Origin of the sequence: Actinopolyspora sabaoui, assembly GCF_051225635.1 — a bacterium.
Lineage (GTDB): Bacteria > Actinomycetota > Actinomycetes > Mycobacteriales > Pseudonocardiaceae > Actinopolyspora.
The window spans coordinates 203,268-215,841 of sequence record NZ_JBMIHH010000008.1 but is presented as its reverse complement, the minus strand read 5'-3'; the positions used below and the strand labels follow the sequence as shown (position 1 = coordinate 215,841).

Genomic DNA, 12,574 nt, shown 5'->3' with positions numbered 1-12,574 from the left:
CCCCGAACGGAGGCATCGCCGCCCACGTCTCACCGCAGGGCCCGAAAACTCGGATTTGCCGGGAGCAGTTGACTTATACGCTTAAGTGCTTTGGTATTCCAACTGGCGCACATCCCTCCGAGAGGAGAAAGTATGGGATTCCGGTCGAGAGCGCTTCTCGTCCTCGCCCTGACACTGGCCACGCTCACTCCGACAACGGCTACCGCCGGATCCTCGAACGTGGGGCCTCCTGCACAGGAACCGTCAGCCGCCCGGTCGGAGGGCCTCGCCCCCACACCCCCGATGGGATGGAACTCCTGGAACAACTTCGGTTGCGACGTCAGCGCGAAACTCATCAGGCGGACCGCCGAAGCCATGGTCTCCAGTGGCATGGCAGCCGCCGGATACGAGTACGTCAACATCGACGACTGCTGGATGGCCGAACAACACGGGCCCGACGGTCGACTGCTCCCGGACCCGGACAAGTTCCCGAACGGGATGAAGACACTCGCCGACCATGTGCACTCGCTCGGGCTCAAGATCGGCATCTACGCCACGGCGGGCACGGAGACGTGCGCGGGCTATCCCGGCAGCTTGGGCCACGAGAGGCTCGACGCCCGCACCTTCGCCGAGTGGGGCGTCGACTACCTCAAGTACGACAACTGCAACAACCAGGGCATCCCGGCCGAGAAACGCTACAGCGCCATGGCCGAGGCCATCGAGGCCACAGGCGCACCCATCGTGCTGAGCATCTGCGAATGGGGACAGAACAGCCCCTGGAAGGGCTGGGGCCACGAGGTGGGCGGCCAGCTGTGGCGGACCACGGGCGACATCCGCGACACCTGGACCAGCTGGACCGGGATCCTGGACGAACAGGTCGGTCTGGCGAAGTACTCGGGTCCCAACAGCTGGAACGACCCCGACATGCTCGAGGTCGGCAACGGCAACATGAGTACGGACGAGTACCGGGCGCACTTCGCGATGTGGGCACTGCTGAACGCCCCGCTGATGGCGGGCAACGACCTGCGCGACATGGACGAGGCGACCAGGAGGATTCTCACCGACGAGGACCTGATCACGGTCAACCAGGATTGGGCAGGCATCCAGGGGCACAGGATCCGCGACGACGGTGACCAAGAGGTCTGGGCCAAACCGATGTCCGACGGTTCGGTGGCGGTCGCCCTGTTCAACCGGGCCCGCACCAACACCACCATCTCGATCCCGGCCGAACGGCTGGGGCTTCCCTCGGCCTCCCACTACCGGTTGCGGAACCTGTGGCACGACACGGAGTCCACGAGCACCGGAACCATCCGCGGCGCGGTCGGCGCGCACAGTGCGGTGGTCCTGCGAGTGTGGCCGAGGCAGGGCGAGCAGCTCGCTCCGGCGCACGCGCTGGAGCTGCGGGCGCCGGAGTACGTCGAAGCCGGTGAATCGTTCACGGTGACCACCACACTGCACAACGACGGCCGCCGGCCGCTGCACGAGGCCAGGATGCGCCTGCACGTCCCGGACGGCTACATCGTCGGGAACGGAACCGCCGCGCACACCCGGCTCGTGCGCGGCGGTCAGTCCTGGCAGCAGGAGTGGACCCTGCGTCCCACCGGGGCACGGCGAACACCGGGCAGTCAGTCCGTGGAAGTCTCCGCGACCTCGAGCTTCCGCGCCGGCGACGACACACACACCGGAAGGGCCGAGCAGGAGGTCGCACGGGTCTCGGCCCCCGCGACCGGACACATCGAGGTCTCGTCCATGCCCCTGCTCTCGGCCGAGAACGGGATGGGGCCGGTCGAGCGGGATCGGGCCAACGGCTACGGAGAGAGCGGTGACGGCGCAACGATGAGCATCGCCGGAACCGAGTACGCCACGGGACTGGGTGTGCACGCCGAGTCGGTCGTTCGGCTCCACCTGGGCGGCGAGTGCGAGCGCTTCTCCGCGAGGGTCGGGGTGGACGACCAGTACGACGGGGAGGGCAGCGTCGGGTTCACCGTACGCGGTGACGACCGAATTCTCAGCGAGACCGGCACGCTCGAGAGTGGACAACCCGCTGTTTTGGTCGACGTCCCGGTACCGGACACCACCATCCTCGAGCTGCGGGTGAGCGACTCGGGAGACGGGGACTACGGCGATGCCGCGGATTGGGCGAAATCCCGGCTGAGCTGCTAACAGCGTTCCATCACCGAAAGCGGGGCCGTCGACGCGTGGTCGACGGCCCCGTGTCCTCCGGCACCGATCGGGCTGTCACCAACCGTGATACTTCGACCCGAGCGGACGACACGAGTACCCGTGTGGCCCGGGCGAATTCTCCCCTGATGGGGCCAGTCGTGGGGTGAGTGGCGGAACCACTCGTGGTCGGACCAACACAGTCGGTACTGCCGGGCGCCCCTTCCCTGAACGCTCCTTGGTCAGGAGGGGACGAGCTCATCGAGCTCGGTAGCGTAGGGCGGTTCGGCACCGGCACGTGAGCAGGTCACCGCCGCGCACTGGGCGGCGAACCGCAACACCGCACGCCACTGTTCGGTTCCCAACGCCGCCACTGCCGCTGCGGACAACGCACCGTTACGGTCCAACCACGCCAGCACGGCTGCCTGCACCGTGTCCCCTGCCCCGATCGTGTCCACCACGGTGGAGCTAGGCACGGCCACGTCGACACGGGACCCGTCACGGAGTACGGCGGACATTCCCGCCGAACCGTGCGTCACCAGTACGACCGAAGGCCCCATCTTCACCCACTCACACGCCGCACTTATCGGATCACGAGCACTGTCCCCGACCAGCCACTGGGCATCCTCTGCGGAGAGCTTCAACAGGTCGACGCTCGGCAACCAGCTCTCGAAACGAGTGCGGTAGGCCGCCGGATCGTCGATCAGGCTGCTGCGGATGTTCGGGTCGAGCGCGATCAGGCTTCCGAGATGAGACTCACGTCGCATAACGGACTCGTAGACACTTGCCCCCGGTTCGAGCAGCAACGACAACCCACCCAGGGAGACGGCGCGGGCCGCCTCCAGCGAACCGGGATCGACGACACGGCGGTCGGCGCAACCGTGGACGTGGAAGGCGTACTCCACCCCGTTCTCGAGGGGGTGCACCACTGCGAGCGCTGTTCGCTCGTCACCGCGCTGCAACAGCGAGGTGTCCACCCCGGACGAGGTGAGTCGCCGCAGCAATGCCTCTCCGAACGCGTCCGTGGAGAGCCGGGACAACAGCGCGGCGTCCGCGGCGAGCCGCCCCAGCGCGACGGCGACGTTGCAGGCAGCACCACCCAATCTGGGAACCAGTGGGGCGAGCCCGGACTCGGATCGTTCTTTCTCCGGCACGAGGTCGACGAGCGCCTCGCCTCCTACGACGATCACGGTGTTCCTTTCGATGACCGGGGCGAAAACGCCCGACAACACATTGCGAACGGCTCCGCCGGAAACGAGCGGTCACGGTGCCGGACCACGGCGGGAGGGCGTGTTCCGGGTCTCCGACCTTCCCCCTGACCAGAACAATCGGCGCAGGGGCGCACGCGGCTCGCGGATGAGTCAGCTTTCCAGCACCAACATCCGAACGCCGTGCGGTTCCAGCTCCACCGAATCCACGGTGGCCCCGCTCTCCGGGTCGACGAGTCCACCCGCAGGTACCTGCGGCTCCACTTTCGCCACGTGGTCGGAATGGCTGATCACAAACGCGAACCGACGCCCGTCATCGTTCCGGAGAACATCGGCGCTGACCAGCGGATTGTCAACCAGCACGGATCGCCTCACACCGGCTGTCGCGGCGAGCGCGTCGTAAAGCCGCACCGTCTCGTCCGGATTGACCCCCGGCACGAGGGAGGCCATGTGTTCCAGCGGGTACGTGCACAGCACGATCCAGCCGCTGCCCACCTTCCTGCGCAGCAGCGCGGGTCGACCGTCCTGGTCGACCGCGACGACCTCGGCGTCGGTGGGGCGCACCGGGAGATATGAACGACTGTGCTCGTTTCCCGACACCGCGAAGCGCAGCGTGGTGCCTGCGGCCAGACCGCCGAAATCGGCGGTGAAGGTCAACTCGAGACTCTCGTGCTCGATCCGATCGACCAGCCCGTAACGCAGCTGGTGCTCGATGCCGAACATCTCGTTGAGGTGCGCGAACCACGGGCCACGCTGGAACTCGCTGGTGCCGTGACAGTACGAGACGTAAACGACGGCACCGTCGCGGGCCGAGCGCTCCAGCTGGTAGCAGCTCGGGGCGGTGAGCTGCTTGGTGGAGGGAAGCAGGTACAACGAGCAGTCCTGGCTCACCCCGTCCCGCTCCCGGGTCAACCCGACCGGGAGGTCGGCCAGCTTCGCACTGACGTAGGACTGTCGAAGCACCGAGAACGGGAACTTGTTGTCCTCCGCATCGGTGATCGGCACGTCACCTTCCATGTGTTCGGGAACCACCAGCGCCGCCTGTGCGTCCTCACGGCGACAATTGGCGATGTCGATCTCGGAGAGCGTCCGCGCGAAGGCGGCCATCTCCTTCAACTGCGACTTCGGTGTTCCATCCACACTGGTGAGACCGAAGTGCAGTTCGAACGGGTGATGGCGGTACGGATCTTGGTCGGCCAGGTTGTCGAAGTCGGTGTTGTTCCACGCCATCCACCCGGTCGTTCCGGCGAGCAGCGTGTTGTGCAGTGCCTGCCGGTAGTAGTGTGCCGCGTGCTCGTCCGAAGCGAAGTCCGAGGACAACCCGAACTCCTCCAACACGACCGGGTGACCGAAGGTGCTCACCATCTCGCAGATGAACGCCGCCGCGTAGTGCTGGCGGATCTGGTCGTCCTCCATGCGGTAGACGTGCGGACCGAGGAAGTCGGTCAGCTCGCCGAGTTCGCGGACGGAGAAGCCGTTGTCCACACCGGTGACCTCGATTCCCCAGGCACCGTCGCCGATGGAGACCGGCTGATGCCCACCACCCGCTCTGACTGCCTGCACCATAAGTTTGGCCCAGCTGGAGACCACGTCCCGATCGCTCGTCGCCTCGCCGTAAATGGGCATCTCGTTGCTGATCAACCAGCCGGCGACGGCGGACGAATCGGCGAACCGGCGGGTCATCCGCTCGACGAACCAGGCTTGGCGTTCCACCATCCACACATCGGAGTAGAGGTCACGCCCCGCTCGCCACGGCGGGTCGAAGTTCTGCCCGGACATGTGGCCGACGAGAAAGGTCGGGATCGTGGACATCCCGATTTCCTCATGGGCTCGTAGGAAATCCTGGTAATTGGCGACGCAGTTTTCGTCGATGCTGTCCGGCTCGGGCATGAAGTCCGGCCAGAAGAAGAACGAACGGGTGACGTTCAACCCGTGTTCCCGCAGGGTACGCAGCTCCTCGCGTACGACCTCGGCATTGTATCGGGTCCACATCCGCGGACCGCCTTCTCGGGACCAGAAGTTGACACCCAGCCAGTTCACCGACGAACCGGCGCTGTCGACCATCGCGAAACCGCGACGCATGAAATCCCTCCTCGGTGGAAGTGAAAGTGGCGCCTCGCCCGCCCGGCCGGAACGTCGGGCGACACACGGGGCGAGGTGACCGAAAACGATTACGTTCACCAGCGAGGCCGTGGAGCAGGGAATAACCGCTCCGTCGAGGACGTCGCTGGTCCCAACGGCCTGCCGATCCCCACGGTGGGGCGGCAGACCGTCCCGCTCCAACTCGTAAGCATCGGCATCCGGCGAACGCGGGAACTCCCGTGTACACCGAAAGCAAGTTAAGCGTTATACCCGTTGCGACGTGACCGACGCGCCCGGACCAAAACGATCGCCCCAGCACCTCCCAATCAGGCAGAACTACTTGTCACTGCCAATGTCGATCACCTCATCATTTTTCGGGGGATGCACCATTCGACGCACACCGTCCCCGCAGCGCGCCCTCAAGAGCAACTGAGAAGAGTTCATCAGTTAAGCGCTTAAGTGTCAAGTACTCAGTGCTGATCCACACCTCTCGACGGACGGACGAGCTCGGTGTCATCCGCCGAGCCCCAATTCCCGAAGTGCCCTGCCAGGCACGTAGTTCTACTGCCGATGCCCGTAGTATTCGGAGAACGTCCGTTAGAGGAACCCGGCACGCGCCCCGGCACCGGAAGCAGCGAAGCGCTTCTAGTGATCGCGTCGGGTGACGAGGTGCGCGAGCGCGGTCAGCTCGTCGGTTCGGGCGGTTGGAGCGGCCGCGTCGAGGTGGCCCAGCGCTCGAGCGAGCAGCCGGTCGGTCTGGGCGTGGCTCCAGGCGCGGCCACCCGCCGCGTCCACGAGATCGGCGATGTCGGTCAGCGCGACTTCCGAGGTCGACGGCTGGTGGTAGTGCGTGGCGAGCCGCTGTCCGGCGGTGGTGTCGGAGTTCAGCGCGAACACCACTGGCAGGGTCTTCTTCCGGGCGTGCAGGTCCGAATAGGCGGACTTGCCGGTGGTCTCGGGATCACCCCAGATGCCGAGCAGGTCGTCGACGTGCTGAAAGGCCAGCCCGAGATCGTGACCGAAGCGACGCAGGTGCCCGACCCGCCACGGCTCGGCCCCCGCGAACAGGGCACCGAGTTCGCAGGCGGCCGCCAGCAGCGCGGCGGTTTTGGCTTCGGCCATGCGTTGGCATCCGTCGACGTCGACATCACCGCGCTGTTCGAAGGCCAGATCCGTGGCCTGGCCTTGAACCAGCTCCTGGACAGTGTCGTTGAGCAGTCGCACACCGGCGAGGGCAGCCGGGTTCCCACTGTCGGCGAGCACCCCGGAAGCCAGCGAGAGCAGGGCATCGCCTGCCAGGATCGCCGCCTCCGACCCGAACACGGTCCAGGCCGTGGGGCGGTGACGGCGAGTGGCGTCGGTGTCGATGAGGTCGTCGTGCAGCAGCGAGAAGTTGTGCACCAGCTCGACGGCGACAGCGGCGGGCAGCGCCGCATCGGTGCCGCCACCCACGGCCTCGGCGGCGAGCAGCGCCAGCGCGGGGCGCAGCGCCTTGCCACCCGAGGCGTCGCTGGGAAGGCCGTGTTCATCGGTCCAGCCGAACTGGTATCGAGCGATACGACGCATGTCCTCGGGCAGTGTGTCCACCGCGGACCGCAGCGCGGGGTCGACTCGGCCGCGCGCGATGGCCAGGGCCTCGTAAGCCTCCGCTGCCGGAGCCGCGTGTGGGAACACATCTGGGGTGGCCATGTGAGTGTTCCTTTCAGCGCCCGATCTCGACGTTTTCCAACACGCCGAGCGCGTCGGGGGTGAGCACGGCGGCGGAGTAGTACGCGCTGACCAGATACGAAGTGACGGCCTTGTCGTCGATGCCCATGAACCGCACGTTGAGGCCGGGTGCGTACTCGTCGGGAATACCGGTTTGGTGCAGCCCGACCACCCCTTGGTGCTCCTGCCCGGTTCGCATGACCAGGACCGAGCTGGTGTTGCTCTCGCTGATGGGGATCTTGTCGCAGGGCAGCATCGGAACGCCGCGCCAGGAGGTCACGCGGGTGCCGTCCACGTCGACGCTGTCCGGGTAGACGCCCTGGCGGTTGCACTCGCGGCCGAACGCGGCGATGGTGCGCGGGTGGGCCAGGAAGAACTCCGACTTGCGGCGCCGGGACAGCAGTTCGTCGAAATCGCCCGGGGTGGGTGGGCCGCCCGCGGTCTGGATCCGTTGGCGCAGGTCGGCGTTGTGCAGCAGCCCGAACTCGCGGTTGTTGACCAGGTCCGATTCCTGCTGCTCGCGCAGTTCCTCGACCGTCAGCCGGAGCTGCTGCTCGAGCTGGTTCATCGGTTGGCTGTAGAGGTCGTTGACCCGGGTGTGCACGCGCAGGATGGTCTGGGCGACGCCGAGTTCGTACTCACGAGGACTGAGATCGTAGTCGACGAAAGTACCGGACAGCTCGGTCTCACCCTCGTGGCCGGAAGCCAGTCGCACGGCCGCTTCACCGTGCTTGTTGTGCTCGGGCGGGGCATGGCCGCGCACCCGATCGAGGTGGGCACGCAGTGGTTCGGAACGGTCGGTGAGCTCGTCCACGTCGCGGCGGGACAGCCGCAGCACGATGCACGGTGTGAGCGCGGTGGCCGTGGCGGGCCAGGTGTCCCGACCGCCGGTGAGGACGTGCTCGCCGAGGTGCTCCCCGTCGGCGAGCACGTCCCGCGACACCTCGCCACCGTAGGGCCCCGGAGTACTGGTGTTGACCTTGCCGTGGGCGAGCAATATCAGCTCGTCGGCGGGTTCACCAGCGGTGGTGATGCTCTCGCCCGGGGCGTAGTGGTGCTGGGTGAACCGCTCCGCCAGTGCTTCGAGCACCGTCTCGTCGTCGAGATCACGCAAGGGGGATATTTCGCGGAGCTCCGGTGGCAGGACGCGAACCCGATCGCCGGTGTTGGAGAACGTCAGGCGCCCGTCCCCGAACTCGTAGGTCAGCCGCCGGTTGACCCGGTAGGAACCGCTGGTGGTTTCGACCCAGGGCAACATGCGCAGCAACCACCGAGGACTGATCGCCCGCATCTGCGGCGGGGTCTTCGTGGTGGTGGCCAGATTGCGGGCCGCGGCCGTGCCCAGGCTGAGCTGCCCCTGCCCGTCGGATCCCGGTTCGTCGGACGCGCTCGTAGCGATCTCGGTCATGTTCCTGTCCCCCTCGTGTGTCGGATCGAAAAGCGGGCAACCGCGGAACCGGTCACCCGGTTTCGGGCCGGCTCCGGCCCGTGGTTCCCCTCGGCACGGCGATGCGGGCCGCCGCTCCCAGGCCGGTGGGGCCGGCCAGGCGCTGCCGTGTCGTGAGCGCCCCCTGCGGGGGCGCGATATCGGAAGCACCCCCGGGCGGTGATACCCCGATCGCGGTAACCCCCGGCTCGTGACGACGGCGCAGTTCGGCCTCGGTGTAGCGCACGCACCTGCGGTGCCACTCCAGGATTCCGGACATCCAGTCCTGCAGCCCCTCGGCGTGGCCGATGAGCACCCGGCGGGCGGACTCGTCGAGTCCGAACTCCTCGAACACCCGGGGTAGCTGCTCGGTGAGGATCCGCTGGAACTGCCGCATCCGGGCGTTCATCACCTCGGCCACGACGTCGCGGGCCTGCCACCGGTCGACGTCGAGGAATCGCTCGACGACCAGGACCAGGTTGTGGACCTCGCCCTCGAACTCGATCTCCTTCTGGTAGGAGAACAAGTCGTTGGTCAGGCAGGCGTAGTCCTGCGCGGCGGTTTCCATCTCCCGGACCACAGTGCTCCGGTACACCTCGGCGGGAACGACGTCGAGATTCGACAGCCGGGACAGGCTCATCGTCATGTCCGAGCCGAACGTCTTGCGACGCATCTCGAGGTAGTCGACCGGGTCCGGCACCCGGTGCTGGGCCTGGTTGTCCAGTTCCCACAACCAACTGGCGGTCATCTCCTCCACCGCGGTGCGGAACTGACGCCGCGCCGCGGTGGGCATGGGCCCGGCGGTACGTCGCCACAGATCAGCCAGTCCCCGCTCGATCGGATTGCTCGGTTCCGGTGTGGACTCGCCGTTCACGGGCATGAACGCCGACAACCGGTCGTTGCACGCCCTGGCCGCCGCCAGATTGCGGGTCGCTCCGAACACGACGGGGAAGTAGTCGTCGCCGTAGGTTCCCCAGGCCAGCCAGTCCGCCGACAGGTCGAGCCGTTCCGAGCTCGCGTCGGCATGGATCATCGCCGCGCAGTGGGCGAAGTCGAAACCGATGAACCGGCGCTCGTCCCACACCCCGTGGGATTCCACCCCGGGCACCGAGTCGAACATGCCCATCCGTCGGGCCCAGTCGACGCCGTGCTCACGGGCGTTGTCCAGGTGTGGACTCATCCGCACCGAGTACGGCATGTACAGCTCCGGCAGCGTCAGATGTCCCACCGGCTGGAACGGGGTGTGGGACCGCTGCTGGGCCCGGCGTCGCAGGCCGGGCCGCAGCCGGGTGAACGCCCGGGCCGCCGAGGTACCCAGCCCGGTCGGACCGGTGAGGTCCGTGGCGGTGGGTGTCGTGGTGACGCCTTCGTTCATGTACCGGCTGGACTGGGTGTGCCACTCGTGCCCACCGGCCTGCCAGTCCTGTAGCCCCTTGACGTAGGCCAGCACCCTGGCCCGCTCATCCGGCCCCAGGGCGTGCTCGTCGCACAGCGCGGGCACCTCGGTCAGCGCGGTGTTGTCGAACTGCTCCAGCCGGGAGGTCAGCAGGTCGTTGGTGAGCTCGGCCGCCCGTTGCGGGCCGGTTCCGAAGAAGGTCTCCATGACCAGCACGCCGTTGTTGACCTCGCCTTCCTCCTGGGTCTCGCGCTGGTAGGAGAACAGGTCGTTGCGCAGGTGCACCCCGTCGGAGAACGTGTCGGTGAGCACCCGCATCGGCCTGCTCGCGGCGACCGAAGCCGGGATCTCGGCGCGAGCGGCGAGCTCGACGAGCCCGGCGGACCAAGGGGCACCACCCACCTTGCGGCGCATCTCGATGTAGTCGACCGGGTTGGGCACCCGTCCCTGGTTGATGTTGGTCAGCTCCCACACGCAGTCCTCGAGCAGGTTGCGCGTGGCCTCGGCGAACCGGACGAGCCAGTCGGCCGACATGATCGAGGTCGTGCGGTTCCAGAGGTCGACAAGGCCCCACTCCACCGGATTCGTCGGTTCCGGCGGACGCTCGGCCGGATCGGTCGGCATGAACGCCGACAAACCCGCCAGATACCGCCGGGCCCCGGCGAGGTCCCCGGTGTGCTTGTAGTGCTCCAGGAAGTGGTCGTCGAAGTAGAACACCCACACGTACCAGTCGGTGACCAGATCCAGGTCCGCGGCGGTGGCGTCCGGGTGGGTGTAGGCGCACAACAACGGATAGTCGGCCGAGTCGAACGTGGCTTCGTCCCAGGCGAACGCACCGCTGCTGCCCGCCGCGCCACCGGAGGTGACCATCTCCATCCGACGCGCCCACGCCGTGGAGTGCTCGCGCGTACGCTGCAGATGCGAGTTCAACCGGGCGGGCCATGGCAGGTAGAACTCCGGAAGTTCGAACGGTTGGCTCGCCACGGGCTCAGCCTTCCCTGCCGGTCTCGACGTCGTCCAGCACCGCCAGCGCGTCCGGCACGAGCACCGCCGCCGAGTAGTAGGTGGAGACCAGGTACGAGATCAAGGCCTTCTCGTTGATCCCCATGAACCGCACGGACAGGCCCGGCTCGTACTCGTCGGGAAGACCGGTCTGATGCAGCCCGACCACGCCCTGATTGGCCTCGCCGGTGCGCATCAGCATGATCGAGGTGGTCCGGGTGCTGCTCATCGGCAGCTTGTTGCTCGGGAAAATCGGCACACCCCGCCAGGCGGGCACCTGATGCCCACCGATGTCCACACTGGCCGGATACAACCCGCGGCGACTGCACTCACGTCCGAACGCCGCGATGGCGCGCGGGTGTGCCAGGAAGAATCCGGGGTCCTTCCACACCAGCGACAGCAGCTCGTCCATGTCGTCCGGGGTGGGCGGACCGGTGCGGGTGTGGATGCGCTGGCGCAGGTCGGCGTTGGGCAGCAACCCGAACTCGGGGTTGGTGACCAGCTCCTTCTCCTGCTCCTCGCGCAGCTCCTGGATGGTCAGCCGAAGCTGCTGCTCGGTCTGGTCCATCGGCTCGTTGTACAGATCCGCGACCCGGCTGTGCACTCGCAGCACGGTCTGGGCAACGCTGAGCTCGTACTCGCGGGGCTTGAGCTCGTAGTCGACGAACGTGCCGGGCAGATCCGGTTCACCGGCGTGTCCGGAGGCCACCGCGACCTCCGACTCACCGTCGGCGTTGTGCGCGCCCTGCGGACCGTTCCGGACCTGTTCGAGGTGGGTGCGCAGCGCATCGGAACGGTCCACCACCTCCTGGGCGGACCGACGGGGTAACGCCAGCACCGTGCACGGGGTCACGGCCTTGGCGGTGAAGTCCCAAGTGGCCTCGTCATCGGCCAGGAGCTGACCACCGAAGTGCTCCCCACCAGCCAGCACCCCCAGCGTCGTCTGCTCCCCATAGGGCCCGGTACCGAGTTTGTTCACCTTGCCGTGCGCGACGAGCACGATCTCGTCGGTCGGGCTTCCCGCCTCGGCGATCACCTCGCCCGCGGCGTACTCGCGCTGCTCGAAACGCTCGGCCAAGCCCTCCAGGACCGAGGTGTCGTCGAATCCCCGCAGCGCGGGCAGCTCGCACAGCTCGCCCGGGATCACCCGCACCGTCGAACCGGTGTTGGAAAAGGTCACCAGCCCGTCCCCGAGCTGGTAGGTCAGCCGCCGGTTCACCCGGTAGGAGCCACCCGTGGCCTGCACCCAGGGCAGCAGGCGCAGCAACCATCGCGAGGTGATCGACTGCATCTGCGGCGGCGTCTTCGTCGTCGTCGCCAGATTCCGCGCGGCCGTCGTGCCCAGACTCAGCGGCGACTGTCCGTCATCGTTCTGTTGCCCGGAGAGGGGGTTCGTACCTGTCACCACACACCACCATTTCGACGCATGTCACATGTTCCTGTCCGCCTCGGATCAGTCAGTGGCCGCGCACTGAAATCCCCCAGCGCGGTGTCGAGCACGATCTGCTCAACCGGTTGGACGCCCACAGTGGATCGTCCGTTCAGATGAGCAACAGTCACCCGAATGAGGAAGCTAGTTGATCAAAGTGGCGCAACACAAGTCCTGTTCGGACA

7 protein-coding genes are annotated in these 12,574 nt (G+C 67.1%); 1 reads left to right on the top strand and 6 read right to left on the bottom strand.

Annotation, left to right across the window (positions count from 1 at the left end; translation table 11 throughout):
• Positions 1-132: 132 nt before the first annotated feature.
• Positions 133-2,142, top strand: coding sequence for an NPCBM/NEW2 domain-containing protein (locus tag ACOQFL_RS16660; RefSeq protein WP_435545098.1), 2,010 nt, complete (start codon positions 133-135; stop codon positions 2,140-2,142).
• A gap of 239 nt (positions 2,143-2,381) precedes the next feature.
• Here the strand turns inward: ACOQFL_RS16660 and ACOQFL_RS16655 are convergent, their stop codons facing one another.
• The 6 genes from ACOQFL_RS16655 to ACOQFL_RS16630 form a co-directional block, all read right to left on the bottom strand.
• Positions 2,382-3,329, bottom strand: coding sequence for a carbohydrate kinase family protein (locus tag ACOQFL_RS16655; protein WP_435545097.1), 948 nt, complete (start codon positions 3,327-3,329; stop codon positions 2,382-2,384).
• A 171-nt stretch (positions 3,330-3,500) separates the two neighbouring features.
• Positions 3,501-5,429: a glycoside hydrolase 5 family protein gene (locus ACOQFL_RS16650; protein WP_435545096.1), complete on the bottom strand. Its 1,929-nt coding sequence runs from the start codon at positions 5,427-5,429 to the stop codon at positions 3,501-3,503.
• Positions 5,430-6,074: 645 nt separating this feature from the next.
• Positions 6,075-7,118 carry a family 2 encapsulin nanocompartment cargo protein polyprenyl transferase gene (locus ACOQFL_RS16645; protein WP_435545095.1) on the bottom strand — a complete coding sequence of 348 codons (1,044 nt, stop codon included), beginning with the start codon at positions 7,116-7,118 and terminating at the stop codon, positions 6,075-6,077.
• A gap of 13 nt (positions 7,119-7,131) precedes the next feature.
• The gene (locus ACOQFL_RS16640; RefSeq protein WP_435545094.1) at positions 7,132-8,544 is read right to left on the bottom strand and encodes a family 2B encapsulin nanocompartment shell protein; all 1,413 of its coding nucleotides are present in this window, start codon (positions 8,542-8,544) and stop codon (positions 7,132-7,134) included.
• A gap of 52 nt (positions 8,545-8,596) precedes the next feature.
• Complete coding sequence (locus ACOQFL_RS16635; protein ID WP_435545093.1) at positions 8,597-10,942, bottom strand: family 2 encapsulin nanocompartment cargo protein terpene cyclase; 2,346 nt, start codon at positions 10,940-10,942, stop codon at positions 8,597-8,599.
• Between the two features lie 4 nt (positions 10,943-10,946).
• The gene (locus ACOQFL_RS16630; protein WP_435545150.1) at positions 10,947-12,251 is read right to left on the bottom strand and encodes a family 2B encapsulin nanocompartment shell protein; all 1,305 of its coding nucleotides are present in this window, start codon (positions 12,249-12,251) and stop codon (positions 10,947-10,949) included.
• Between the last annotated feature and the right edge of the window lie 323 nt (positions 12,252-12,574).

What these genes read in the sequence shown, in the direction of transcription:
- ACOQFL_RS16630 (WP_435545150.1), bottom strand. Translation starts at nt 12,251, where the DNA reads ATGCAGTCGATCACCTCGCGATGGTTGCTGCGCCTGCTGCCCTGGGTG.
- ACOQFL_RS16640 (WP_435545094.1), bottom strand. Translation starts at nt 8,544, where the DNA reads ATGACCGAGATCGCTACGAGCGCGTCCGACGAACCGGGATCCGACGGG.
- ACOQFL_RS16660 (WP_435545098.1), top strand. Translation starts at nt 133, where the DNA reads ATGGGATTCCGGTCGAGAGCGCTTCTCGTCCTCGCCCTGACACTGGCC.
- ACOQFL_RS16645 (WP_435545095.1), bottom strand. Translation starts at nt 7,118, where the DNA reads ATGGCCACCCCAGATGTGTTCCCACACGCGGCTCCGGCAGCGGAGGCT.
- ACOQFL_RS16650 (WP_435545096.1), bottom strand. Translation starts at nt 5,429, where the DNA reads ATGCGTCGCGGTTTCGCGATGGTCGACAGCGCCGGTTCGTCGGTGAAC.